The sequence below is a fragment of the Bacillus sp. JUb11 genome (assembly GCF_024807925.1).
Taxonomy (GTDB): domain Bacteria; phylum Bacillota; class Bacilli; order Bacillales; family Bacillaceae; genus Bacillus; species Bacillus altitudinis.
Genome location: NZ_JANUEZ010000003.1, coordinates 202,751 through 229,607 on the forward strand (window position 1 = coordinate 202,751; position 26,857 = coordinate 229,607).

Sequence of the window (26,857 nt, forward strand, 5' to 3'; positions counted from 1 at the left end):
TTTATTTTGCATAATGCTTCTTCAAGGTCTTCATCCAGTCTTCTTCAAAAGCAGTCGATGATCCGAATCCTTTTACTTCATCTGCAAGATTGACCATATTGATGGCCTTTCCTGCATCCTGAAGCTGCTTTTGTGAAATGAGAGAGGCCTCAAGGTCATAGGAAGATGGCGTTTTCTCGCCAGCTAGTTTCTTCGCAAGAATCCTTACGTCGATTGCGCCAATGAGCTTCGGATCGACAGCGGCAGTGTACTTCCAAGGACTGTCTTTCGCAGTCATTTCTTGCAGATCGGCATTAGACACATCAATACCGTAAATCTTCACTTCGGTTCTCCCTGCTTCTTTTAAAGCTCTTGCGGCACCAATCGCAAATGCATCCCACGTGGCAAAAATCGCATCCAGTTTACCCTTTGGATATTTATTTAGCATAGCCGCAACCGCATTTTGTGTTTGAACTGATGTATCAGAGGCCGCAACGCCAAATCGGTCAAGTTCCTTGATTCCTGTATGCTGTTTGAGCGTTTCTTGGTACACCTTGTTTCGTCTCACCATTGGAGGGAATCCGTCTACCCAAAGATACGCAATATTTGCTTTCCCTTTAAAATCAGCCACGAGTGCATCTAATGATTTTTTCGCTAATTGCTCGTCATCTTGAGACGTCACTGTGACCCCTTTGATGTCCTTCAGCTTCGGATTTGAATCAAACGCCACAACTGGAATGCCTTTCGCTGTGATCTTCTTCACATCAGCGACTGTCGCCTCATCATCCCCATGAGAGATGATAAAGCCATCATAGTTTTCTTCTAGTGCTTGAGAAATAGCATCATGAAACTTCGCCGTATCACCATTTGCCGTGTAGACATCTACTGTAAAGCCTAGCGCTTCACCTTCTGCCTTCGTTCCTGCTAAAAACTGAGCAGTATGATCGTCCCCGCCAATTTTACGGATCACTTTAATTTTTGCTCCCTGTCCTTTTGCAAATCGCTTCGGGACATTGTCAAAGGAGACCTTTTCGTTTGCATTAGCCTTTGAGCCTGCGCTTGATCCCGTACCGCAACCAGATAATAGCACGGTCAGGACCGTCAATAATACAAGAGATGATGTCCAATATTTACGTTTCATTGCTGTTCCTCCTCAAGTTGTTTTATTTTTCACATCGGAAAACCAGGTAAAGAAGTGGAAATATGCCTGTGAACCCAGTCTTTTGATTCTAAAAAAAGAGATCAAAAAAGCCTCTCTTGATAAAGAGAGGCTTGATCACCGTTGCATGAAACATGTATCGGGAAGTCTTCCTCTCTTATCTGTCAAAGCTGTAACAGCTTTGCAGGAATTAGCACCAATTTCTTAAATAGAAACGGTTGCTGGGCGTCATAGGGCCAGTCCCTCTGCCTCTCTTGATAAGAGATCCGTTATGAAATTTGTTTTAGTTGAAATGTCTTCTTTACTTTAATGTGATGTCTCATCAATGTCAATGACTTTTTTGAAAATTTCTAAAATGATCATTTGCACCGAATGCCTTGTTTAACTGCCGATGATTTTCTTAGCAGGTGATGATGCCTTAAGACGGAAATCATATTTTTTCTCATTCACAAATTGGGGATTGAGGTGTGCTGATCCTTTATCTTGACCGCTTTTCGAGCGATACGTTTTGTAGCCTTCCAGCCATTTCCCGCGCCATACCCACTGTGAGGCTTTTGCACCTTTGCGGTCATCGTAGACATTCTTTTGGAATGTATTCTTCTTGTTCACTTCGTAAAGATTCACGACTAAGTAATGCGAAGCACTGGCTGTCATGATATTATTCGTGATTCGATTGTTCACCGATTGATATTGCATGAGCAATTGACCGCCTTCTAAGCCGGCTGTGTCATTTTTGTACAAAATGTTATGGGAGATGGTCGTGTTTGTGGTTCCGCCCCGCTTCTTGTCATAGCCGCCGATGGAGATGCCTGTATAACGATTTAAATATACTTGATTGTGCTCAATGCGAATGCGTTCGGCCATCTTCCCTTTATGTTCACTTGTGACCTCAATCCCAAGGTCATTATGATGGCTGATGTTATGATCAATCACGATGTCTTTTCCGCCATCCACATAGATTCCTCCTGCGGAGATGTCCTTGCCGTAAGCTGGATTCCCAACACTCGTAATCTCATAAACTTTGTTTCTAGATACGACACCATTTCGCACTTGATCATACTTTTTAGAAGGTGCGACATTCTCAAAACCAATTAAATCAATCCCGATATTGTCCGTATGCCGGACTGTATTATGTGTCACGCGGAATTTTTTCACGTTTCCGTTTAGCACAAGGGCTTCACTAAAACCCAGCTTTAACTTTTCCACAGTGTTGCCTTTGATTTCGATGTCTTCAATGGCTGCAGGTGCTTTCGTTCCATAGACCGCAATGCCATGAGCATTCCCATTTTGATGTGTCGTCTGAATGTCGTACACACGGTTGTTAAGCAGTTTGACGCCTTTGCCGCTTCCTGTGATGAATATACCGATGGGTGTCACATCTTCTTGATTCGTTTTAATATGACCGACTGTCAAACCTTTCAGGGTGATATAGCTTTTTTGATCAATCTTCACAAGACCACCGTCTGCTTGATTTCCTTTAAGAGATGCTCCGCTAATGACAGGCTTCTCTTTTCCATACGCTTGAAAAACAACTGGTGCTTTCTTTGTTCCAGAATGGCGGACAATCAATCTCTCTTTGTATGTACCGCCTCTCATATAAACTGTTGTCCCAGCTTTCGCGATACTTGCCGCTTTTTTCAGCGTACGGAAAGGCTTTTGCTTTGTCCCTGGATGTTTGTCGTTCCCATTTGCTGCGACGTAATAGGCAGTACCTTGCTTCGCACCAGCCTCCTCCGTCATCGCTTGACAGCCAAAACTAATGGCGGTCATCAATAAAATCAATAAGGCGCCTGATATCATTCGTTTCATCTCGTTGTTTGCTCCCTTCCACTCTCTTCTACCTTTATCGGTTAAAAAAAAGAGGATTAAAATATGGCAATGCCCCTTGCAATGTACTAGTCAAAAGGTGTATGGTTGAAAGAATATCTTACAGGAAAACAAATCGCTTTTAAATTGTCAGATTAATCAGTTAATAATGAAATTGGATTTTATTTCTAAGGGGAAACTTCAGTAAAACCACGACAGAGAGGAGGAAAGCGCTTTAACAGATTTTTCTTGTCTGAATTCCAGAAAACCTATTGCTAATATTTTGTGAAGGTATAGAATAGAATCATAATTATTTCATATTATTAGAATTTTCAAATAATCAAACAGCAAGGAGATTTACGATGCCAAAACAACCCATCCGCGTTGAACTTAGTTCAACAAAAAAACAAAAACCTCAATCTGATCAACTTGAATTCGGAAAAATCTTCACAGACCACATGTTTGTGATGGATTATTCAATTGATAAAGGCTGGTATGATCCGAGAATTATCCCTTATCAGGCGATTCCAATGGATCCAGCTTCTATGGTTTATCATTATGGCCAATCTGTTTTTGAAGGCTTGAAGGCGTATGTGTCTGAGGATCAAAAGATTCTTTTATTCCGTCCCGAAAAAAATATGGAACGCTTAAACAGATCAAACGACCGCCTATGTATCCCGCAAATTGATACAGAAACGGTTTTAGAAGGCTTAAATGAACTCATTCGCATTGATAAGGATTGGGTACCTGATGCAGAGGGCACTTCTTTGTATATTCGTCCATTCATTATTTCTACTGAGCCCTATTTAGGTGTTGCACCGTCAAGCACCTATAAGCTGATCATCATTTTATCTCCAGTAGGTTCTTATTATAAAGAAGGCATCCATCCGGTCAAAATTGCGGTGGAAAACGAATTTGTCCGCGCTGTTAAAGGCGGAACAGGAAATGCCAAAACAGCTGGAAACTATGCATCAAGCCTGAAAGCACAGCAAGTTGCTGAAACGAAAGGATTTTCACAAGTCCTGTGGCTTGATGGCATCGAGAAAAAGTACATTGAAGAAGTCGGTAGTATGAATATCTTCTTTAAAATCAACGGAGAAATCGTGACGCCTGAACTGAACGGCAGCATTTTAGAAGGGATCACACGGAATTCTGTGCTTGAGCTGTTAAAGCATTGGGAAATCCCTGTGACAGAACGTAAAATTTCAATTGATGAGTTAATCGAAGCACATCAGTCAGGTGAACTTGAAGAAATCTTCGGGACAGGAACGGCAGCCGTCATTTCTCCTGTCGGTGAATTAATTTATCACGATCAGCCATACGTCATTCAAAATGGTCAAACAGGCGAAGTATCGAAGAAATTGTACGAAGCGATTACTGGAATCCAAAAAGGAACTCAGCCAGACATCTTCGGCTGGACAGTAGAAGTCGATTCGGTTGTCAAACAGGCATAAGCAAGCGAAAGAACCTTTCATTTGATGAAGGGTTCTTTTTTTGTTTCTTTATCTCCTTCTCTACCTCATAATGGAAAATATGGATCTATTCCACGCTTAAGGAATGATGATATGTTTTTTACTTATTTACTAGCGTTCTTTGGGATTTGCATCGGATCGATCATCATCGCTACAGGTTTCGATGATTCACCGTTCTTCACCCGTTTTCTATTTAAGTTTCTCGGAATTTCTATCTTTGTTCTTTCGATTACTTTTGTAAAAGTGAGGCGAAAGAGGTTACGCAACAAAAAGGCGAAAAAGACTTAGATGTCAGTCAGCCTTCAATCAAATCGTGCACCAAAACAAGACCGAGATCCCCACAATGGCCCCTGCATATATCCACTGTTTCCCTTTGATACTCCGCTTTCTCTCGATCAGTAAAAAGATCTCTGGTAAAAAGACGATGATGATTTCTAGGATAAAAACAAGATGATAAACTGGCGGCATCGGCTGGAAATCAAAGTCTCTTTCATCTCCACCGATGGTTGCGAAATACATTAACAGATTGGTTACTGGAATGGTAAAACAAACGAGCAAGCGGAGAACATACATCCACACATCCTGTCTATGCCGAATCAGACCAATAAATGAAGCGATGATTCCATACAAAAACAAAACCACTGTGCCGTAACTCAGTAGAGGTTGAACGATAAAGCCGTAAAGCATTAAACCAATTGCCACCATATTCTAACCGTCCTTTCTTTGAAGCCATACATGTTGTTTTTTCTATCATACACTGCTTTCTCCGGTTTCCATATGAAAAAATCATAAAAAACGACCCCATAAAGGGGCCATTTTATTTTACGCATTCACTGATTTGAAGAACTGCGGTAAATATTCACGGTGCGCTTCAAGCATTTCATCTAAGATTTGCTTTGCAATTTCGTCAGAAGGAACGAGTGGATTGATGGTCATGGCGACAAGAGCCGTCTCGTAATCTCCTGTCACAGCTGCTTCAGCTGCCACACGCTCGAAGGACTTGATTTGTTGAACGAGTCCTCTCACAGCCACAGGCAGATCACCTGTCGCGATTGGTTTCGGTCCGTCCTTTGTAATAATACAGTTCACTTCAACCGCTGATTCGGCCGGAATGCTGGCAATCGCTCCTCTGTTCACTGTATTTACCGGTTGAATGTCATGTTTATCATTATAGATGGAGCTGATCAAATTACATGCTGCATCGCTGTAATAAGCCCCGCCTCTTTTTTCGAGCTGCGGCGGTTTAATCGATAAATCTGGGTCTTTATATAACTCAAATAGTTCATGCTCGACTTGCTGAACAACCTCTGCTCTTGTTCCTTTTTCTTGAGCCGCTTTTTGTTCTTCCTCCAGCATATCTTTCGTTTTATAGTAATAACGATGATACGGACATGGAATGACCCCTAAGCCTTTGACGAAAGAAGGCTCCCAGTTTTTCGCTTCAATATTCCTCATGGACCACTGGCTATTTGGATTTCCTAATTCATCGAGCACTTGATCCATAATGCTGACCCCGTCTAAATACACATCTAAGCCATAGACCATGTGATTGAGGCCTGCAAATTGTACTTCAATGCGTTCGACATCGACATCCAGCGCTTTTGCAATGCCCATTTTGATTCCAATCGGCACATTGCATAGACCGACCACTTTTTTCAGATTCGTGTAGCGTAACACCGCCTCTGTGACCATGCCTGCTGGATTTGTAAAGTTCACCAGCCAGGCATCTGGGCAAAGCTCTTCCATATCCTTCACGATGTCTAGAATGACTGGAATGGTGCGTAGACCTTTAAATAACCCGCCTGGACCATTCGTTTCCTGTCCAATGACGCCATATTTAAGTGGGATTCTTTCATCCTTGGCTCTGGCTTCGAGCAGTCCTACACGAAATTGTGTCGTGACAAAGTCCGCATCTTTCAGAGCTGCCCGGCGGTCAAGGGTGAGGTGCACTTCAATCGGCAAACCTGCTTTTTCAACCATACGTTTTGCAAGGGCACCCACAATGTTCAACTTTTCCTGACCTGCTTCAATATCCACAAGCCATAATTCCTTTACAGGCAATTCTTGATATCGTTTAATAAACCCTTCGACGAGCTCAGGCGTATAGCTTGATCCTCCGCCTATTGTGACAATTTTGATTCCGTCTTTCATGAATTGACACCTCCGAATTGCTTCATTTTTTCATGGAGCTCAATGATTTCAGCTGCAAGCTCCTTGACGGTCATTGCGTTCATCAGATGATCCTGTGCATGAATCATCAAGAGACTGACGTCGGTTTTCTCTCCTCTGATTTCTCCTTGGATCAGCTCTGTCTGTGCGTGATGCGCCTCATTTAACGCGTCTTGTGCTTCCTGCAATTTTTGCTTCGCCTCATCAAAATTGCCTTGCTTTGCACATGTAATGGCCTCCATGGCCGAGCTTCTACCATTACCACCGTGCAAGATGAGTTGAAACACAATTTGTTCCATTTCCATCGGCCGCATCCCCCTTGTTCCCTCTATTACATGCTGACGACATTTTCATCTGTTGATGCTTTTGCTTCAAGCTCATTTTCTTCTTTCAATTTCTGCTTATCCCACATTCTAAAGAATGGATAGTATAGCGCAAATGACAAGGCAAGGTTAATCAGCTGCATGACCGCGCCAGAGATTTTCCCGCCTGTTGCGAGATAGCCTGAAATGATTGGCGGCATTGTCCACGGGACAGCAATCCCTGCCGGTTTTGCTACAAGTCCTGTGCTCATTCCGATATATGTGGTGATGATCATCATAATTGGGGTAAGGATAAACGGAATGAGAAGCATTGGGTTCATCACAATCGGCATTCCAAAAATGATCGGTTCGTTGATGTTAAAGATGGCTGGCCCAATCGCAAGACGGCCAAGCTGTTTCATTTGCTTACTTCTCGCACGCAAGATCATGGTCAGTACCAAAGCAAGCGTCGCGCCGCTTCCGCCGACATTGATAAAGATTTCAAAGAACTGTGCTGTGAAAATATTCGGCAGCACTTCTCCTGCTTGGAAGGCAAGACGGTTTTCATCCATCGCACCGAGCCAAATCGGACCCATGACTCCACCGACAATGGTGGCTCCGTGAATACCACATGCCCAGAGGAGCATTTGCACACCGATGGCAACGATACTTCCGCCTAAGCTTCCACCAAGAATGGATAGTGGTGTGCCGATTAAGACCGTAATGATATTATGAATACTCTCAAAAGGTGTCATCTCAATCAGAAGCCTAGCGACCCAGATCAGCGTGATGACCACAAAACCTGGAATAAGTGCGATAAACGATTTACTAACTGCTGGCGGTACACCATCAGGCATTTTGATGACGATATTCCGCTGTACAATAAAGCGGTAAATTTCGGTGGAAAGCATGGCAATAATCATGGCAACGAATAGCCCTTTACTGCCCATCAGTGTGACGGGAATACCACCATTCACTAGGATAGCTTCTGTTGATCCTTCAGGTGTGAACGGTACTTGATAAGGTGTGGCTAGGAGGAACGCTGCGACAGCAATTGCACCAGATGACAGTGCATCGACTGCATACTTTTCAGCTAACCTGTACGCGATCCCAAAGGTCGCAACAAGTGCCATAATGTCAAAGGTGGCATTCACAGGATAGGATAGTTTCGTGGCCCATTCGGCTCCGAAGACACTTGCCATAAAATCGCTGTATCCTGGAATCGGAAGGTTGGCTAAAATAAGAAACAGTGAACCGACGATAATGAGAGGCATGGTTAAAACAATTCCGTCACGCAATGCTTGTAAATGTCTTTGAGCGGCAATCTTCCCTGCAAACGGCATAACCTTCTCTTCTAGAAATCGGTTGAATCCATTCATCCCTTCCGCCCCCTTTATCCGTTCACTAACTGTTCAGCAGATTTTAAAACCTCAGCACCATTACATACGCCATAATGCACGGTATTAATCACGTCTACTGGAATTCCTTTGTCTTCTCCGAGTTTTTTCATTTGCGGTAATAAATAACGAACTTGAGGTCCTAATAAAAGCACATCGGCTTGATCAATATGATTTTTTGCAGCATCTCCAGATACTGCCCAAATACGATAGTCTTTTCCTTGTTCTTGTGCACTTTTCTCCATTTTTGTGACAAGTAAGCTTGTTGACATACCTGCTGCACAAACTAATAAAATGTTCATTGTAAACGCCCCCTTTTTGAAGTATGAAGCTTTTCTTTACACATTCATCATATTATGAAAACGCTTTCATAAACACCCATACTTTTTCCTTTAGGAAGCGGAAAAAGTTAATATCACACCATTAGTTCTTGTACGAAGGCGCTTTTTTATCCATGACATCCAGCATGTCTTCAAAGGTGTCACAGGTGATGAGGTGCTGAATAAATTTCACATGATGGACAAGCTCTCCAAGCAGACGGTACATGCCTTTTAAGTCTTTGGCATTCTCTTTTTCGACACAAAGCAAGCACACAAATTGAACTTTTTTCTCTCCCCAAATAATCGGTTTTTCTAATGTACAGATCGCCCAAAACGTCTCTTCTGTCAGCGGGGTCATCGGATGCGGAATCGCTGTATAATGCCCAAATGAAGTCGGTGCAGACTCTTCTCTTTCCATCACAGATTGTGTAAGTTCTGCTGGCGCTAAGCCCATGTCAATGACCTTTTGCGTGAGAAAGTGTATGACCTCTTCCTTTGTTTGAAAGGCGCGTTTTGTAAAGACCAATTCCTTTTTCATATATTGCGTGGCTAATGTCACTCTTGTTTCACTTGTCAAAGCTTCTTCTATTTTTAAAAAATCACTGCCTCCTAAAATCGTGTTCACTTGAATGACCGGAATCGGTAAATCCATATGAATGGGAATGGTCGAAATAATTAAATCCAATGCATGTAAAGAGACATGCGGAAGGGAATAAAGCTCTGCTGTTCCTAAAATGGTCAGCTTCGACCCAAATTGTGACCGCAAACGATCTTGAAGTAGCCTTGCACTCCCTGCACCAGACGCACAGACAATCAGGCATCGCTTCGGTGGTATCTCCATTTTCCTGCGCTCTAAGGCCGCACCAAAATGAAGTGCCATATAGCCGATCTCATTTTCATGAATGGACAAACCTGTCTCTTCTTCAATGACCCTGCTCGCCACAATCCCTGCTTCAAAGGCAATTGGATAGCCCGCTTTGATCTCATCAAGCATTGGATTTCTTAAATTCATTCCATACTTACACCGATTGATCGCTGGCTTTAAGTGCAAACTGAGGCCAATCAGCAATTCCGCATCTCCCGCTAAATCCAGCTGCAATTTTTGATCAATGGCTTTCAGCATCAGCTGAACAAGACGGCTCGTGTCATCATCCACAATTTGTTTTTGACCGCCCGTTGAAAAAGACTGTACCATTTTGGCTGTTCCTAGCAAATGAATGGCGATATAAACGATTTCCTCTTGTGGAAATGAGACATCCAGCAGCCCTTCAAGACGCTCAACCATTTTTTTGGCTACCTTGTATTCTTTTGCCCTTGGAATTTCGTTGATTTCTTCAGGCAGCACAGATACATAGTTTCCGTGTCTAATCCGTTTACAGGCAATAGCAATATGAACAATTAAATTATTCATGCAAATGTCTGATAGATTCATTTTTTCCTCGTTGATATAATCAATCATGGTTCTCTGAATCAATTCCAGCTCATGTTTTGGCAAAATCGTAACCGCCGTGTTCAGCATTGTTTGATAGGAACGCCGTTCATTGAATAAATATTCTGACATGCAATAACGGATTTTCATCTCAGATCCTTTGATCCGGCAGCCTTTATTCGGCTTTGCTTCCAGCTTCAGATCAAAGGGTTCGAGCTTACGTTTGACCCATTTCATGTCATTACTCATCGTCGATTTACTAATAAACAGCTGCTCCTGTAAGTCTTCCAGCTTCACATATGATTCCGCTAGAAGCAGCTTTTTCAAAATAAATCGAACTCGTTCTTCTGGAAGAATAGCAAGCGGTTCTTCCTGTTCGACTTCTTCCTTCATAAAACGGCGAAAGGCATTCTCATCGTTGATCAACAGCTCATAGCCAGCGCCTCTAACAGCTGATACAGCTGCTTGATAAGGGGCTAGACGCTCATTCAGTTCCTTGATGTCTGTTCGGATGGTGCGGCTTGTCACTTGTAAACTGACAGAAAGCGCAGCGCTCGTGAGAGGAGTCTCAGCTGCCATCAGCTGACTTAAAATGTGCGCCAGTCTTTTACTCAGCATTAGGTCTGCCTCCTTCATTTAGGGTGGAGAATCTGCCTTGTTTGGACAGGTTGTATACGCTTACAGTTCTCTTCATTACTCATATTCTACTGAAAAGAAATAAAAATTGCCAACTCATTTATATGACAAACGCCCCTATTTATACAACCAACCATATCTAATGACCTATGAATCTTCTTCTAAGATGCTGTTGTGGAAATCATGAAAAAAAGGCGTTACACCTCCGTGTATCCGCCTTTTTCTTATGAAGAAATCAGTTGTGTAAAGACAACCAATCTTTTTTCATGTGTACCGGCTGCATGATCAAAAGTTCCCGTACATGTGATGAAATTGAGATTCCGTGTAAAGGCGTACCCGAAAAAAGCATTTGGTTTCTCTTCGCGCGGATAGCTTTTCACCTTGAGAACCTCAAAGGTTCGCTTTTCCCCTGACGAGGATGTCACAATGACTTTGTCTCCCTTTTTTAGCTCCTTTAGTCGATAAAAAACAGAAGGACCCCATTTATTATCAACATGACCATTTATGACAGCATTCCCTTTATCACCAGGCTTCGGACCATCTTCAAACCAAGCTGTGTGATCTGTATTTTGCGGAACACCCATACTGCCATCCTTTGATAAAGTCGTTTTCTCCACTTTTGCTTGGACATCAATCGCTGGAATGGAGATGTCAGCGGGAACAATACCCGATGGCTCATCTTTTAACGTGTCGTGTGAATGAGATGGATTCTTGGCTTGTTTTGCTGTCATTGGCTCAGGAGATGATGCAGTTTCAGAGGATGACTTTTCATCTATTGATTGGGATGCGCAGCCCGTGATGATGAAAAGCGTCAGAATACCAAACAGCCATCTTTTCACGCAAGTCGACCTCCTTTTGAAGAAAGGAACGGCACGATTGTGCACGTTCCCTCTTGTCTTGATGCCTGCTTAATTTGATGGTTTGCGGCGAATGAGGAAGAACGCCCCCACTGCACCTCCGGCTAAGATGAGACTCGCCATCATCCCAGCAAATGCTTCATATAACATACCTAATGGACCGGCTGTGCCTCCCATACCTGTTTTCGGCATCTCATTTGGCATGTTGGATTTGAACATGTCAGGATGCTGATCGACAATAGCTGATGCGACATCTTGACCAACCATGAACATATGACCGTATGCTTCTCTGACAGTCGGGTACAGCTGATCGTATTCACCATGATGATAAGACGTGTACGTTTTGATGAGCTCATCAATATGGGTTTTCAACCCAGCTTCTAAGTCAGCCGCCTTCAATCGTCCATCTGTCGCTTGATCTAAAAATTTTGCTTGTTTCATACGGTAAGCATCTAAATCTTTGACAGCCTTTTCTTTTGCTTGCTCGTCTCCTGATGCATCTGCTTTAACATAATCAACTAAATATCCGATATGACTTGACCAGATCGTTTTAAATTGTTTTCCTGCATCTTTTCCATAAACAGAAGCGATCGCATCTGATAAATCATTTGTATTTTCATTTAAGGCTGCGGCTGCTTGGTCAAAGTCCTTGCTGCCATCATTCCCTTTTTGCATAGCCACTACCGCGAGTGCCAAATGCTCTGAGAACAAGTAGTTTAAATCCTCACGAAGATCTGCCGCTGGAGTATCGACTGATTTTTGATCAAATTTCCCAGGAAATTGATCTGTAATCGCCCATGATACACCTTTACCTACTTCAAACATATGATGAATGGATTTTCTGACCGTTTCATAGGTTGTATCAAAATCCTTTTCTGTGTAACTGTCAAAAGCTTTTAGCAGTTCATTGACGTGCATCTTTAACCCTTCTTCAAGTTCACTTGCTTTCAATCTTCCACCTGTTGCTTTATCAAGCATATCAGCTTGTTTCATGCGGTATTGATCAAGCGCTTTGACCGCTTTCTTTTTACCTGCTTCATCTTTTTTCGCTGTCGCTTGTACATAATCAACGAAGTAGCCGATATGGCTTGACCAAATCTCTTTGAATTGTTTCCCTGCTTTTTTTCCATACACAGAGGCGATCGCATCCGATAGATCATTCGTGTTTTCATTTAACGCTGCGGCTGCTTGATCAAAATCTTTACTGCCGTCAATTCCCTTTTGCATCGTGATCACTGCTAAATAAGCATGCTCTGAGAAGAGCTGATCAAGCGCTGCGCGAAGATCCGTTGCTTTATTTGACACCTCTTGTGATGATGACGACTTTTTTGCATCCCCATGCATATGTCCTTCGTGTGCACTTGCCATTTGAGCAGTTGGTAATAATAATGCTGCACTAAGCGGGATCGTTAAAAATGCTTTTTTCATTTTCATCTGTTTTGCCTCCTCTTTCCGTTTGTTATGTACTTAACGGAGAGAGAAGTGATATGGATCATTCACACAGCATATTTTTTTGTTTCATGCATTTCATAAAAAAAAGCCGGATTACCCGGCTGATACGTTACGACTTTTGGATGCTTTTCGTTCTTTATATATTTTCCTCACCACTGGATAAATCACTGGTGCCCATTTGACAATTTGTTTCAGCCACTTTTTCATTTTCTCCCGCGCCTCCTTATTGTCATTCTTACAAGACGATTCCCGATCTTGTCATGAAATAAACAGGTGCGGGAGAGCAGGAGTTAAATGACGCCTTGTGCGATCATGGCATCTGCCACTTTGCGAAATCCTGCAATATTTGCGCCTACCATTAAGTTTCCAGCGTATCCGTATTCTTCAGCTGTCTCAGTACACTGACGATAAATCGACTGCATCATTTGTTTCAACTGACCATCTACTTCTTCAAAAGTCCAAGACATTCTCGCACTGTTTTGCGCCATTTCTAACGCCGAAACACCCACTCCCCCAGCATTTGCTGCTTTTGCTGGTGCAAACAAAATATCATGTTGTTCAAATACTTTGACGGCCTCAAGTGTGGACGGCATATTGGCCCCTTCTCCTACAGCGATGACACCGTTTGCCACTAGCTGCTGTGCTTGCGACTCTGAAATTTCATTTTGGGTCGCACATGGCAGCGCAATGTCACAAGGGAGAGACCAAATTTGTTCGCAATCTTCAATCAATTCAGCATGCGGGTGAATGTCTATGTAGGCACTAATTCGCTGGTTATCGACTTCCTTCAGTTGCTTCACTGTCTCAAGTGAAATGCCTTGAGGGTCGTAAATGGCTCCGCTTGAATCACTACAAGCCACAACCTTTCCGCCTAATTCCAATACTTTTTCCATCGCATAAATCGATACATTTCCTGACCCAGACACAACAACAGATCGTCCTTCAAATTGCATTCCGTGGGCTTTTAACATTTCTTCCATAAAGTACACAAGTCCGTAGCCGGTCGCTTCTTTTCTTGCTAAACTGCCTCCGAAGCCAGGGCTCTTTCCTGTCAGGACACCTGCTTCATACGCACCACGCATTTTTTTGTACTGGCCGAACATATAGCCGATTTCGCGTGCGCCTACCCCGATATCTCCTGCCGGTACATCTTGATCAGGTCCAATATAACGACTGAGTTCACTCATAAAGCTTTGAACAAAACGCATGATTTCTCCATCAGATTTCCCTTTAGGGTCAAAATCTGATCCACCTTTTCCTCCGCCGATCGGCAAACCTGTCAGTGCGTTTTTAAAGATTTGTTCAAACCCTAAAAACTTGATGATGCTGGCATTGACCGATGGGTGGAAACGAATGCCCCCCTTATAAGGACCGATGGCACTATTAAATTGAACCCTGAATCCTCTGTTCACCTGTACTTTGCCTTCATCGTCTACCCACGGTACACGAAACATCACAAGCCGCTCAGGCTCAATTAAGCGTTCTAAGATCCCCTGTTTTTCATACTCTGGGTGTTTTGCAAAAACCGGGACGAGGGATTCCAGAATTTCTTTCACGGCTTGTTGGAATTCCGCCTCACCTGGATTCCGTTTTTCTACATCCTCTAGCACACGGTGGATGTAGCTTTGTGCTGTTTGTGCTGCTCGATCTAAGGTCAACATGTCTCATCTGCCTCCTTGTCAATATCTCACTCTTTGGTTGTTAGATTTTCTAACGCATATTGAGATTAATTTAACACCATTTGTAAAAACTGATCAATATTGATAACAGATGAAAACGATGCCGAAATGAGATAGATCAAGCAGAATCACCTTCCGTCATGAAAATGACCCGCTCAAAGAATGACTATCGTGCTAGAAATGACGAACTGGACGTTCAACATCCCGCTTTCTTTGACACATTCATGAAACTTTCATTTTTTCTAGATGATGATCATTCAAAAAAAGGTCAAAAGTTTTACAACGTCTTTCAATCTTTCCTGAGCTTTTCTCCTCTTTTACGATCAGGTAAGACAACACACAGCCAATATAAAATAGAAGAAGATGGGAAGTTGATTAACCCAATGATGCCCCAGAACCATTTATAACGCCCTCTTTTCTTAGCATCCATAAATAAGAGAAATCCTTGTGCAAACAGTAACGGTAATGCGCACAATAAGATGATCATTTCCGTCTGACTCATAAGGAGGACCCTCCTTTAATATGTTGGTATTCCTTGATGCCGACAACCACACAGAGTGGCACGCTCACCACTTGGAGAAGAATGAAGATGATGGGCAAATGAGTAATGGCAGCTGCAACAAGTGTCATGATGGTCAGACTGACGATGATGTACGCCAGCACTTCTTGTTTAAAACGTTTTTTCTCTTTTTCCTTTGCCTGCTTTAGCATCAACATCAAAGCTTGTTCACTCGGCTTTTCTACTTCGATTTGTTCATCGAGCTCCTGCAGCTCTTCTTTTAAACGATCGGCGAAACGATCTTCTTTCATCAGTCCCACTCCTTTCGAATTTTCTTGATCCCATGATGAACCCTCGATTTCACCGTACCTTCTCTCACCCCGAGCATCGAAGCGATTTCAGGGTAAGTAAAGCCATAATAGTAATGGAGAAGGATCGGTGCTCTCTCCTGAGCCTTTAACTCATTTAGAGCATCCCACATGTCATGCCAAGTATAGCCTTTTTGCTGAACATCCCATTTGAACCGGCGGATGGCTTCTTGATTCGCCTTTCCTTCTCTCGTTTGTTCACGTTTTCTTTTCTTTTGATGATCTAAAAATTGTCTAGATGCAATGGACATGAGCCATGTTGAAAATAATGAATCTCCTCTAAAAGAAGAAAGTTTCATGTACGCTTTGAGCATCGTTTCTTGCATGATCTCCTCTGTCAGCTCTTGTTGAAGGGTCAATTTCATCAAATAACGGTAAAGAAACGAATAATGATGCCGATAAAGGGCGGTAAATGCGGCATCATCCCCCTGTTTTGCCCGCTTGATCCATAAAGTCTCCTCGGTCTGCTCCAAACACGTCCCTCCTTCCTTTCTATCTCTTATTGATTAGACGACACCGGTGATCGCATCGTTTAAAATAGACCTTCTTTTTTTAAATTAGAGCCTTTTCTATCTGCTGTTTAGCGCATGGATCTATTTGATATCCAATTTTTTCTTATGTAATGATTATGACATGTCTTTGTCTCTAACAAAATGACGCTTTCGTAATCATCTTGATTTTCCTTGAAAAGAAGAACGTCCTTTTCATAATCACTAGGTTACCCCAATACCTATCGTCAATGATCCTTGTCTCATGTAGATAAATTGAAATAATCATTGCCTTAGTTTCCTTGAAAATCGTGGAATACTTCGTTCCAATTCTTAGCCGATGATACCTTTTTGCGTGCTATGCTCTTCCTACATTCCGAAAGAGGCGATGCTGGCGAAGGAAGGAGGAGCGGTTGAATCGCAGCTTATTTTGGAAACGTTTACATTAAAACAAAATATAGAATGGAGATGTTCATGTTGAAGAAAAAAGTTCCAATGTTAGCTGGTGTGTTAGCGGTTGGTCTCGTGACTTCATTATTTGCGCCAAATGGGGAGGCAAAAGCAGCAACGAAATATCCAGAAAGCCCTTCGATTATGGCCAATTTTAATCAGCAAGGATTCTCCACATTAAATGGCGGTACAACAGGCGGTGACGGTGGTAAAACGGTGACGGTGAAAACCGGAAATGAACTATTAGCTGCCCTCAAAAGCAAAGGAACAAATGAAAAATTGAAAATCGTGGTAGACGGAACGATTACTCCTTCTAATACTTCGGCCAATAAAATTGATGTGAAAGATACAAACAATGTCTCCATCGTCGGTAAAGGGAAAAACGGCGAATTTAATGGGATTGGTATTAAAGTATGGCGTGCTAATAACGTCATCATCCGCAACCTCAAAATCCATCACAGCAAAATCGGTGATAAAGATGCCATCGGAATCGAAGGTGGTTCTAAAAACGTATGGGTCGACCATAATGAACTCTACAACACTTTGAACTCTGGGAAAGATGACTATGATGGGTTATTCGATGTGAAAAATGACTCCGATTACATTACGTTCTCATGGAACTATGTCCATGACAGCTGGAAAACAATGCTGATGGGCAGCTCCGATAACGATAACTACAACAGAAAAATCACATTCCACAACAACCGCTTTGAAAACTTGAACTCTCGTGTACCGTCTATGCGCTACGGAGAAGGTCATGTGTATAACAACTACTACAAAGGCATCCATACAACTGCGATTAACTCTCGTATGGGCGCAAAAATGAGAATTGAGCACAACGTATTTGAAAATACAAACAATGCCATTGGCAGCTGGGACAGCCGTCAAGTCGGTACATGGCATGTCATCAACAACTCATATATTAATAGCACAGGCAGTCTGCCAACGTCTTCAACAGGTACGTACAACCCTCCATATAACTACTCTTTGCTTAACGTGAACAATGTGAAATCAGAAGTTGTATCAAATGCGGGTGTAGGAAAAGTAAACCCTTAAGCTCAAAAAAACGTTCGGGCAGAAATCTTCTGTCCGAACGTTCTTGTCATACATTTTTTACACGTTCGAAAATGGACGATCCATTTCATACAGCTTTTGATAACGCACATTTTCTTTCAGCAAATCATAATGCTGCCCCTCCATCTCAATGCGTCCACCTTCAATAAACATCATACGGTCACATGCCTCACAGCCAGTGAGATGATGGGTGATCCAAATGACTGTTTTTCCTTTTAACACGCGAAAGATCGTTTCAAGCAATTCACGCTCTGTGCGTGGATCAAGCCCGACAGTTGGCTCATCTAATACAACAATCGGTGTGTTTTGCAGCAAAATCCGTGCTAGAGCCATACGCTGTCTTTCTCCACCAGAGAAACGAACCCCTGTCTCTTGTACACCTGTGTGATAACCTTCTGGCAAAGACTCAATGTAATCGTGCAGCTGCACTTGCCGCGCGGCTTCTTTTACTTGCTCTTCTGTCGCTTCTGGAGAACCTAAGCGAATGTTGTTTAAAACAGACGTATCGAATAAATAGGGCTGTTGATTGAGCACAGACACATAAGAGGATATCTCCTCTTGAATGCTTTGTACTGGTTTCCCCTGAATGCTGACAACCCCTTGATTTGGCACGACTGCCCCTTCTAACAATTTTAAAATGGTCGATTTGCCTGCACCGCTTTTTCCTAAAAGAGCGAGCGATTCACCTTGCTTCAGGGAAAACGAAAAATGCTTTAGTACATGTTGATCTACTTCATATCCGAAGGTGACTTGATCAAAACAGACCGCTTCAACGCCATCAGAGACGGGTGTCTCGTCTGCTGCCTCCCTCTTCATTAATCCTTCATACGACTGCTCTTCATAATGATTTAATCTGCTGACGGCATGCTGATAAACAGGAATATCACCTGCTGCATCTGACAGCGGAAGAAAGGCTTCTGTTAATGGAAACAGCACAAGCACAAAGGCTGCGATGAGCGTGTGTGGCATAGAACCAACCTGAACGACTGAGCCACTCCAATACACAACAAGGACGACTGCTCCTCCAATGACTAGTTGTGCTAAAAGTTGGCGTAGACGGATAAACCGATGCTTTGCCGCTTCGAGCGCTAATAGCTTTGCTTCTTTTCGTTCATAGCCTTCAACAAAATCGTTCTGTCTGCCGCTAAACAACCAGTCACTCACGCCCATGACGGCATCTGTTAAATGGCTGTACAGTTCATTTCTGCCTTTCTTCATTTGAATTTGTCGTGCCCGGTTCACAAGTACTGTGATATATGGGAATACAAATACGAGCAGCGCCATATAAAGCAGCATCAACCCGGCAAAAGGCCATGAGAAAAGCCCAAGTGCTCCAATCGAAGCGGCATATAAAAGCAGCGCACCGATGGATGGAAAAATTGTTTTTAAATACGCATCCTGTAATCTCTCCACATCTTCTGATAACAGCCCAAGCATTTCACCTGTTCCAAGCTTAGTCTGTTTGGCACTTCGTTCAGCCATGTCATAAAGACGTACCCGCATTTTTTCAATCATCGTCAAAATGAGCTGATGACTCGCCAGTCTCTCTGCATAACGAGCAGCTGAGCGTGAAATACCAAAGGTACGTACTGCCACGATTGGGACATAGACCATCAAGATATTCTCAGGTCTTGTGGCAGCTTTTGAAATGAGGAACCCTGACGTATACATGAGCATAGAAGCAGAAAACACCGCAATCGCTCCTAAAAAAAGCACCAAGGCAAACAGCTTTTGATTCTCCTTGATATAAGGTATAAACCAGCCTTTACTGACCATGTGTGACCGCCCCCATTTGTTCCTGTACCAATTGATAGTACACACCTTTTCTTTCCATTAATGATTCATGAGTTCCCATCTCTGCAATCGTCCCATGATCCATCACAATGATTTCATCCATATCCGTCATCCAATGAAGTCTGTGTGTGGCTAAAAACACAAGTTTATCTTCAAACAATGGAAGCATTGTTTTCTTCAATTCATACTCTGTCTCAATATCCAGATGAGCCGTTGGTTCATCTAACAGCATAATGGATCGCTGGCCGAGCACTGTGCGAGCGAGGGCAATCCGCTGCGCTTGTCCACCGCTCAGTCCTCTGCCCTGTTCGCCAATGACCTCATCCAGTCCATTGGGGAGATCGGCTACGAGCTGAGACAAACCTGCCTCTTGCACCGCTCTTTCGACGTCTTCATCTGTTGCATTCGGTTCATAAAAACGAATGTTTTCTCTCAGTGTCATGTGAAATAAATAAGGATGCTGCGGCATATAAACGACTTCTTTTTGCCATGCCGCCAGCTGTAAATGAGCAAGCGGCTTGCCGTTTAGGATGATTTCACCTGCAGACGGTTCAACAAAACCGCCGAGAACATCCGTTAACGTCGATTTCCCCGAACCACTGGCACCGATGATCCCAATCTTTTTCTTTCCTTTCACAGTGAAATCGACATCCTGAATCGAATAAGGAGCATGTTCATCATGCAACACACTGACACCTTGCAGTGTGAGCTCAGATTGCTCATTCCACTCGTTCAGCTGCACGGATTGTGTCTCCTGCTCTCGGAAGCCCTTTTCCTCTAAAATCACTTGAATCGCCTCATTCGCTTCTTTACCGTTTAACGTCGCATGATAATCATTTCCCACTTCACGGACTGGCAAGAAATATTCTGCCGCAAGCATCAGTGCGGTCAAAGCGGGCAATAACAAAAGATCTCCTTCAATTAAGCGCAAGCCGAGAAATACAGCGACAGTCGCAATGGACAGCATAGAAAAGAAATCAAGAGCAAAAGATGAAAGAAAGGCGACTTTCAGTGTGCTCATCGTCGCCTTTCGATAACGCTTTGAGACCTCTCCAATATTACGAGAATGCTTTTTGCTAATCCCTAAGTAGCGAAGCGTTTCAAGGCCACGGAGAGAATCAGTAAAATGATTGGATAATTTCTCATACGATTTCCATTGTTTGGCCGCTTTACGCTGAGCGACAAGTCCTAGCAAAATCATAAAAACAATTAAAATCGGCAGCGTGACAATGAGAATGACAGCAGATGTTTCATCTAATGTCCAAACATAGACAAGCACCATCACCGGAATAACTGCCATGTTCACCATTTTCGGCAAAAACAACTGTAAATACTGACGATATTGGGCAATGCCCTCCATCGCCAATGTCACAAGCTTTCCTGTTCCTTTTTTCTTCGTGAAAGCTGGACCTAAACGGAAAAGCTGGTCCAGCAGCTGCTTTCTCACGTCTGCTCCAATCCGGGAAGAATAGGTGAACATGACCTTCTCCCGCATCAAGGTGAGACCGTGCCGCACCAGAAAGGCAGCAAGAAACAGCAAGACATAAGGCGTTGCCTGCATGAGGCTCTTCCCGTCAAACAGCGTTGTTATGGCATGTGCCAGCCACTGTGCTTGAAAAATAATACTTGCTCCTTGGATGATTGACACAATACCTAAGAGGGCAAGAAGCCCCCTCATTCCTTTTAGTTGAAGCAAACGTTTATCCATTAGTAGGTCATTGGCTCCTTACCGCTTACACGTTTACGGAAGACATAGTAGCTCCAGATTTGATACCCAAGCACAAAAGGTAGCAAAGAAATGGCAACAATCGTCATGACCGTCAGTGAATAAGATCCTGATGCAGCGTTTTGAATGGTGAGGTCGAATGCATGGTTGATCGAACTAATCATGACACGCGGGAATAATGCTGTGAAAAGCATGGTCACCGTCACCATAATACCTGCACCTGTGAATAAAAATGTCCATCCATCACGCTCTTTTCTCATAAAGAATAGAGCCGCTACATAACAAACCACAATGAGTACAGTTAAAGGGATTGTGATGATCGGACGCACGGTATAAATGTCTGTTTCAAGAATAGACACACCAACAAATAGAACAAGAACTGGTAGTGCAATCAATAAAACACGCTGACCGAGCTTTCTTGCACGATTTCTTAAATCACCCTCAGTGCGGAGTGTGACGAAAATCAATCCATGCAGGAGGCAAAGCACCGTCACAGCTACCCCGCCGATTACTGAATAAAGATTCACAAAGTCTGTAAATCCAGCGTACATATTCATGCTTTGATCAATGGGCATTCCTCGTAACATACTTGTGAAAAGCACTCCGAGTAAAAATGGCGGAAGCAGGCTACCAAAGAAGATAACCCAGTCCCACGTTTTGATCCATGAAGCCTTCTCGACCTTCCCTCTAAATTCAAAGGCGACCCCCCGCCCAATGAGCGCTAATAGGAGAATCGTAAATGGAATATAGTATCCGCTGAACATCGTAGCGTACCAGTGAGGAAAAGCGGCGAAAATAGCCCCGCCAGCTGTAATCAGCCAGACCTCATTCGCATCCCAGAAAGGGCCAATCGTATTGATTAAAATGCGGCGCTCATGTGCATCTTTTCCAAGCAGTTGCATGGACATCCCGACACCAAAATCAAATCCTTCTAAGAAGAAAAATCCAACAAACAATACTGCGACAAGAATAAACCAAATCTCGTTAAGATATGCCATGATATGCGCCTCCATCAAATGGATCTGTAGACAGGTCCGTTTCATCCTTTTGATCTGTATTCTCTTCAGAATGTGCACCTTTTTTAATTTCTCGAATGAATAAGTAGGCAAGCACGATGGCAAGAATCAGATAAATGGTCGTAAAGCTAATGACTGAGAATAGCAACATGCCGTACGATACGTTTGGTGAAATGGATTGTGCGGTTGTCATCATACCAAAGACTGTCCACGGCTGACGCCCAATTTCCGTCATGATCCAGCCCGCTGAGTTTGCAATAAACGGGAACGCAATCATCCATACCATGAAGCGTAAATACCATTTGTTTGATTCTAGTTTTTTTCTAAAGCTCAAATACAAACCAATCATACTAGCAAAAATCATCAACATGCCGGCACCCACCATGATTCTAAAGCTCCAGAAGGTTGTTTTGACTGGCGGAATGTAATCTCCAGGACCAAACTTTGCTTCATATTCTTTTTGAAGGGTCAGCATACCTGGCACATCTCCACTAAACTTCGAGTAAGCCAAGTAACTTAAAGCAAACGGAATATTGATCTCCGCAGAGTTTTCTTTTTTATCTGTGTCAATGTTGGCAAATAGTGTCCAAGCCGCTGGATCTCCACTATCCTTCCAAAGGGCTTCACTTGCTGCCATCTTCATCGGCTGTGATTCCATTAAGTGCTTCGCTTGATCATGTCCAGAGAACGCCACACCTACGCCAGAAATGAAAGCAAGCACCATGGCAATCTGGAAAGATTTTTTGAAAAAGGCGACTTCTTGTTTTTTGATCATTTTAAAGGCACTAACTCCTGCGATAAAGAAAGCACCGGTTGCCAATGCACCAAACAGAACGTGCGGGAACTCTACCCAAAGTTGCGGGTTCGTTACAAGAGCGCCAAAGTCATTCATTTCTGCACGGCCATTTTTAATCACAAATCCGACTGGCTCCTGCATAAATGAGTTGGCGAGTAAAATCCAAAACGCCGAAAAGATCGTACCAAGAGAAACAAGCCAAATACATAACAAATGAATTTTTTTCGGTAGACGGTCCCAGCCGAATATCCAAAGACCAATAAAGGTCGATTCAAGGAAAAAGGCCAATAGCGCTTCAATGGCAAGCGGTGCACCAAAGACATCACCGACAAACCTTGAATAATCTGACCAGTTCATCCCAAACTGGAATTCTTGCAGAATCCCTGTCACCACACCTACTGCAAAGTTAATTAAGAAAAGGTGACCCCAAAATTTTGCCATCTTTTTATAGATGTCTTTTTTCTTCACCACATAAAGGGTTTGCATCAAAGCAACGATAAATACCAAACCTATAGACATAGGAACAAAAATAAAATGAAATAATGTCGTTGAGGCAAATTGAAATCTTGCTAAAAACAGCTCACTCACAGCCTTACATCCTCCCTTACTTTCGCATGCCGAATGATTCGAGATATTTATGCTCACTATTTCACAAAAAGTTCACTATTTGTTCAATGATTCACAAGTGAAAGTCCATTTGATATAGTTCACTCGGTGAAATTTTACTCTTGATTTTCATTCGGTTAGTTATTTATACCTGTACTTTACACCCATGCGCTTCAAAAATAAAGTAAATTTTACCTAAAATTTGGATAGGATTGTGTCAGTTGTTTGAATACTTTGTCAAAAATATGTGACGGAAAGAGACAATCACAAAAAAAATAGCGCTGCTTTTTCGCTGCAGCGCTTTTGAATATTTAGGCTTTTTTCTGTAAAGCGGGTCTTGTGACTTGCACTTCATAGTACGTAATTTTGTTTTTTAACAGGCCTTCAGGTTTCGCCTTTCCATGAGCATGCGCATCACCAAATGCCTGAGATTTTGTCCAATTCACAAAATCTTCTTTTCGATTCCAGCGGGTGTGAATGGTCACTTCATCGTAATCAGTTGTCTGCTGAGTGACCCATACTTCCATACCTAAAAAGCCTTCCATAAATTCTACTTGTCCCTGCTTGTTAAACCGTTTAACAAGGTGGTCGGCACTGCCTTTTTCTACTCTTACTTGGTTATTTACAATAATCATGTTTGGTTCATCTCCCTTTGGTTGTTGAATGGAGGCGATTGGGATAATGAGTGGATGCTCACCGTCTAAGTGAACCTCTGCCTGAATCCCAAAAACCTCCTTGAAAAAGTCTTCTGTTAACACTTCTTTTGGTGAGCCAATTTGATGCACCTGACCTCGCTTCATAGCAATGAGACGGTCACAATATTTTGCGGCCTGCTGCAAGTCATGGAGAACCATTAAAATGGTGATGCCATGTGTTTGATTCAGCTGTTTGAGCAGCTCCAGTAATTCAAGCTGATGCGCAATGTCTAAATAAGTGGTTGGCTCATCCAGAATGATGGTCTCTGTCTTCTGAGCCAGTGCCATTGCAATATATGCCTTTTGTCTTTCTCCGCCTGACAATGTATGAAGCATTCTGTTTTCATTGATGCGGCTATTCGTCACCTCAAGCGCCCACTCAATCGCTTCATGATCTGACGTACTGCTTTTTTTCCAGATGGAACGGTGCGGACTGCGTCCAAGTGCGACCAGTTCACGTACTGTCATCGATGGAATGGCGGTTCTTGTTTGCATGAGAACCGCCACCTCCTTGGCGATCTCCTTTGCCGTCATCTCTTTTTGCGGGATGTCGTGAATGTAAATCATGCCGCTTTCGATTGAGGTCAGTCGTGCGGCCGCTTTGATAAAAGTCGACTTACCTGACCCATTCGGGCCAATGATTCCGGTTACACTCCCTTTAGGAACAGCTGCTGAAATGGAAGACAGCCGAAAGCCGCCTTGACTGAGACTCACGTCATGCATTGCAATGACATCCATCTTAACCCCTCCCTTTCTTTTTTAATAAATAGAGGAAGAAAGGTGCACCGATGCAGGCAAGCAAAATCCCGACAGGCAATTCAACCGGTGTAAACCAGACCCGTGCTGCTGTATCGGCAAAGACCACAAGCACGCCCCCTCCAAGCATTGAAATCGGCAGCAAATACCGGTAATCATCTCCGATTAAAAGACGGATAAAATGAGGCACCACAAGTCCGACAAAACCGATTAAACCGCTGACACTGACAGCCGCTCCAGCTAAAAGAGCGGCCAGCGCAATGAGAAAAAATCGAGTCCGTTCTACTCGAAGGCCCAATAGCTGAGCCGATTCATCGCCAAGCAAAAGGAGATTGGACGGTTTAATGGCAAAAAAACAAAGACATAATCCAGCCAGCGCATATGGCGACACAAAGCTAAGATGATGCCAGCTCCGTCCGTTTAACCCCCCTGATAGAAAAGGCAAAACAGCCTGCACACGCTCACTATAAAGCACCATAAACCCATTCATCACCGCACCAAGCAGGGCATTGACGGCAACACCTGCCAAGATCAATTTAAGCGGTGAAACCCCTTGATCAAATGACAGCATATACACGACAAGAGCTGCTAATAAGGCGCCCAGAAAAGCGGCTGCCGGAAGCAAATACGTGAATTGCGGAAGAACAATCATGCTGAGTACAGCAGCTAACCCGCCGCCCGCAGTCACACCAATGATCCCAGGGTCAGCAAGTGGATTTCGGACAACTCCTTGTAAAATCGCCCCTGATGCTGCGAGACAGGCCCCAACGAGAAAACCAATGAGCACACGCGGCAGCCGTAAATCCATGACAATTTTTTCATGAACAGGCAGACCTGATCCCGTGAACACAGCCATTAAATCCGTCAGCGATAATTGGACAGAACCTACCGCAAGTCCTAGACAGACGCCCACACATAAAGAGAGAAACAATCCTGGTAACAGCCATTTTCGTCTTGACTGCCTTTTTTGAAAATCTAGTTCTGCATTCATCTTCATGATGACAATCGCTTCAATTTCTTCTCTAATTCATCGATCGCTCTGATGACTTCTGCGCCTGGATTTGTCCCGAATAGGTCACTTGGCAGAATCTCAACGTGTCCATTTTTGACAGCTGATACATCGTGCCACGCCGCATTTTGCTTCATTTCACTCATAAAGCCTGCTTTGACATCTTCAGGATTGCTATGTGTCATCAGCAAAATGAGATCTGGATCGGCCTCGATTACCTTTTCTGCATTGATTTGTGCATATTGCGGAAACTTTTCGAGTGCTGGTTCATTTTCAGCAATATTCGCCCCACCAGCGATCCGCAGCAGATCACCGCTTAAAGATTGTGGAAGTGCCGCCATATATGTGCCGGGCGCACCATATACAACGAGTGTCTTTACTTTTTTCTCAGGCTGCTTCACTTGCTTGATCCGCTGATCGATTTGAGCATTGAGCGCTTTGGCCTTTTGCTGCTTTCCAAGTAAATCACCAAATAAAGTAACTTGACGCTGGATGTCCTTCACTGAGTTGGCACTTGTCAAAAGAAGCTGTGAACCAATTCCTTCTATAGTAGAGATATCCTTGCTGTTTAATGATTCATTCCCAAGCACCACATCGGGCTTTAAACTCGTGATCAGCTCGACATCAAATTGATGGGTTGTGCCAATTGATTGTACGGACTTTGCCTTTTGTAGATTGTCTGGCAATTCGGCAGTTGGCCGGCCGACCACCTGGCCACCTAAGGCATAAATGATGCTCATGTCGCCAGTTGACAACGAGACGATCCGTTCAGGTGATTCATGAAACGATAATGTTCTGCCGGCAAAATCCTGAATGTTGAGCGCACCTTGCCCGCTCCCATTCTCGACAGGCGCCGCCTGGCTGCATCCGCCGAGGAGAAGCACGACGACGAGTCCTGCCCAAACCACATGTAAACATTTCAA

Annotated in this window: 24 protein-coding genes and 1 riboswitch; of the genes, 2 read left to right on the plus strand and 22 right to left on the minus strand. The window is 43.3% G+C overall.

Going from position 1 to position 26,857, the window contains the following annotated elements:
* Position 1: 1 nt before the first annotated feature.
* On the minus strand, positions 2-1,120 hold the full coding sequence (locus M2369_RS07100; RefSeq protein WP_007497873.1) for a sugar ABC transporter substrate-binding protein: 1,119 nt from the start codon (positions 1,118-1,120) through the stop codon (positions 2-4).
* Positions 1,121-1,292: 172 nt separating this feature from the next.
* A riboswitch (SAM riboswitch) is annotated at positions 1,293-1,402 on the minus strand.
* Positions 1,403-1,519: 117 nt separating this feature from the next.
* Positions 1,520-2,947, minus strand: coding sequence for a DUF1565 domain-containing protein (locus M2369_RS07105; protein ID WP_160757830.1), 1,428 nt, complete (start codon positions 2,945-2,947; stop codon positions 1,520-1,522).
* A gap of 359 nt (positions 2,948-3,306) precedes the next feature.
* Here M2369_RS07105 and M2369_RS07110 point away from each other — a divergent pair, with 359 nt between their 5' ends.
* Positions 3,307-4,398 (plus strand): branched-chain amino acid aminotransferase, encoded by a 1,092-nt coding sequence (locus M2369_RS07110; RefSeq protein ID WP_259253814.1) that lies wholly within the window; start codon positions 3,307-3,309, stop codon positions 4,396-4,398.
* 324 nt (positions 4,399-4,722) lie between these two features.
* On the opposite strand, the gene M2369_RS07115 is transcribed toward M2369_RS07110, so the two are convergent.
* The 13 genes from M2369_RS07115 to sigY all read right to left on the minus strand — a co-directional run bounded on the left by M2369_RS07115 (position 4,723) and on the right by sigY (position 15,997).
* Complete coding sequence (locus M2369_RS07115; protein WP_025208200.1) at positions 4,723-5,121, minus strand: hypothetical protein; 399 nt, start codon at positions 5,119-5,121, stop codon at positions 4,723-4,725.
* 117 nt (positions 5,122-5,238) lie between these two features.
* The gene (locus M2369_RS07120; RefSeq protein ID WP_007497885.1) at positions 5,239-6,567 is read right to left on the minus strand and encodes a 6-phospho-beta-glucosidase; all 1,329 of its coding nucleotides are present in this window, start codon (positions 6,565-6,567) and stop codon (positions 5,239-5,241) included.
* A complete protein-coding gene (locus tag M2369_RS07125; RefSeq protein WP_008345561.1) occupies positions 6,564-6,890 on the minus strand; it encodes a PTS lactose/cellobiose transporter subunit IIA in 327 nt (108 codons plus the stop codon). The genes M2369_RS07120 and M2369_RS07125 overlap by 4 nt, the downstream gene beginning before the upstream one ends.
* Positions 6,891-6,916: 26 nt before the next feature.
* Positions 6,917-8,266 (minus strand): PTS cellobiose transporter subunit IIC, encoded by a 1,350-nt coding sequence (gene celB, locus M2369_RS07130; RefSeq protein ID WP_007497888.1) that lies wholly within the window; start codon positions 8,264-8,266, stop codon positions 6,917-6,919.
* Between the two features lie 14 nt (positions 8,267-8,280).
* Positions 8,281-8,586, minus strand: coding sequence for a PTS sugar transporter subunit IIB (locus tag M2369_RS07135; RefSeq protein WP_007497889.1), 306 nt, complete (start codon positions 8,584-8,586; stop codon positions 8,281-8,283).
* Between the two features lie 121 nt (positions 8,587-8,707).
* Complete coding sequence (locus M2369_RS07140) at positions 8,708-10,651, minus strand: BglG family transcription antiterminator (RefSeq protein WP_041091541.1); 1,944 nt, start codon at positions 10,649-10,651, stop codon at positions 8,708-8,710.
* Between the two features lie 242 nt (positions 10,652-10,893).
* Complete coding sequence (locus tag M2369_RS07145) at positions 10,894-11,508, minus strand: class F sortase (protein WP_045033791.1); 615 nt, start codon at positions 11,506-11,508, stop codon at positions 10,894-10,896.
* A gap of 69 nt (positions 11,509-11,577) precedes the next feature.
* A complete protein-coding gene (locus M2369_RS07150; RefSeq protein WP_259253818.1) occupies positions 11,578-12,960 on the minus strand; it encodes a copper amine oxidase in 1,383 nt (460 codons plus the stop codon).
* Positions 12,961-13,071: 111 nt separating this feature from the next.
* Positions 13,072-13,185 carry a hypothetical protein gene (locus tag M2369_RS07155; RefSeq protein ID WP_008345567.1) on the minus strand — a complete coding sequence of 38 codons (114 nt, stop codon included), beginning with the start codon at positions 13,183-13,185 and terminating at the stop codon, positions 13,072-13,074.
* An 83-nt stretch (positions 13,186-13,268) separates the two neighbouring features.
* Positions 13,269-14,639 (minus strand): NADP-specific glutamate dehydrogenase, encoded by a 1,371-nt coding sequence (gene gdhA / locus M2369_RS07160; protein WP_008345568.1) that lies wholly within the window; start codon positions 14,637-14,639, stop codon positions 13,269-13,271.
* Between the two features lie 307 nt (positions 14,640-14,946).
* A complete protein-coding gene (locus M2369_RS07165; protein WP_008345569.1) occupies positions 14,947-15,159 on the minus strand; it encodes a hypothetical protein in 213 nt (70 codons plus the stop codon).
* Positions 15,156-15,467: a YxlC family protein gene (locus M2369_RS07170; protein WP_251185125.1), complete on the minus strand. Its 312-nt coding sequence runs from the start codon at positions 15,465-15,467 to the stop codon at positions 15,156-15,158. The genes M2369_RS07165 and M2369_RS07170 overlap by 4 nt, the downstream gene beginning before the upstream one ends.
* Complete coding sequence (gene sigY / locus M2369_RS07175; RefSeq protein WP_251185126.1) at positions 15,467-15,997, minus strand: RNA polymerase sigma factor SigY; 531 nt, start codon at positions 15,995-15,997, stop codon at positions 15,467-15,469. The genes M2369_RS07170 and sigY overlap by 1 nt, the downstream gene beginning before the upstream one ends.
* Before the next feature lie 489 nt (positions 15,998-16,486).
* On the opposite strand from sigY, the gene M2369_RS07180 reads away from it, so the two are divergent.
* Positions 16,487-17,518 (plus strand): pectate lyase family protein, encoded by a 1,032-nt coding sequence (locus tag M2369_RS07180; RefSeq protein ID WP_193803928.1) that lies wholly within the window; start codon positions 16,487-16,489, stop codon positions 17,516-17,518.
* A 57-nt stretch (positions 17,519-17,575) separates the two neighbouring features.
* Here the strand turns inward: M2369_RS07180 and cydC are convergent, their stop codons facing one another.
* The 7 genes from cydC to M2369_RS07220 all read right to left on the minus strand — a co-directional run bounded on the left by cydC (position 17,576) and on the right by M2369_RS07220 (position 26,857).
* Entirely contained in the window at positions 17,576-19,312 is a 1,737-nt protein-coding gene (cydC, locus tag M2369_RS07185) for a thiol reductant ABC exporter subunit CydC (protein ID WP_193803930.1), read from the minus strand.
* Positions 19,302-21,038, minus strand: a complete 1,737-nt coding sequence (gene cydD / locus M2369_RS07190) for a thiol reductant ABC exporter subunit CydD (protein WP_251185127.1) — start codon at positions 21,036-21,038, stop codon at positions 19,302-19,304. Before cydD ends, cydC begins: the two co-directional genes overlap by 11 nt.
* Positions 21,038-22,054 (minus strand): cytochrome d ubiquinol oxidase subunit II, encoded by a 1,017-nt coding sequence (gene cydB, locus M2369_RS07195; protein WP_163116100.1) that lies wholly within the window; start codon positions 22,052-22,054, stop codon positions 21,038-21,040. The genes cydD and cydB overlap by 1 nt, the downstream gene beginning before the upstream one ends.
* Positions 22,041-23,456: a cytochrome ubiquinol oxidase subunit I gene (locus M2369_RS07200; protein ID WP_041507981.1), complete on the minus strand. Its 1,416-nt coding sequence runs from the start codon at positions 23,454-23,456 to the stop codon at positions 22,041-22,043. The genes cydB and M2369_RS07200 overlap by 14 nt, the downstream gene beginning before the upstream one ends.
* Before the next feature lie 329 nt (positions 23,457-23,785).
* A complete protein-coding gene (gene isdG / locus M2369_RS19350; protein ID WP_193803934.1) occupies positions 23,786-24,907 on the minus strand; it encodes a heme oxygenase in 1,122 nt (373 codons plus the stop codon).
* 1 nt (position 24,908) lies between these two features.
* Positions 24,909-25,922, minus strand: coding sequence for a FecCD family ABC transporter permease (locus M2369_RS07215; protein ID WP_008345586.1), 1,014 nt, complete (start codon positions 25,920-25,922; stop codon positions 24,909-24,911).
* On the minus strand, positions 25,919-26,857 hold the full coding sequence (locus tag M2369_RS07220; RefSeq protein ID WP_061420669.1) for an ABC transporter substrate-binding protein: 939 nt from the start codon (positions 26,855-26,857) through the stop codon (positions 25,919-25,921). The genes M2369_RS07215 and M2369_RS07220 overlap by 4 nt, the downstream gene beginning before the upstream one ends.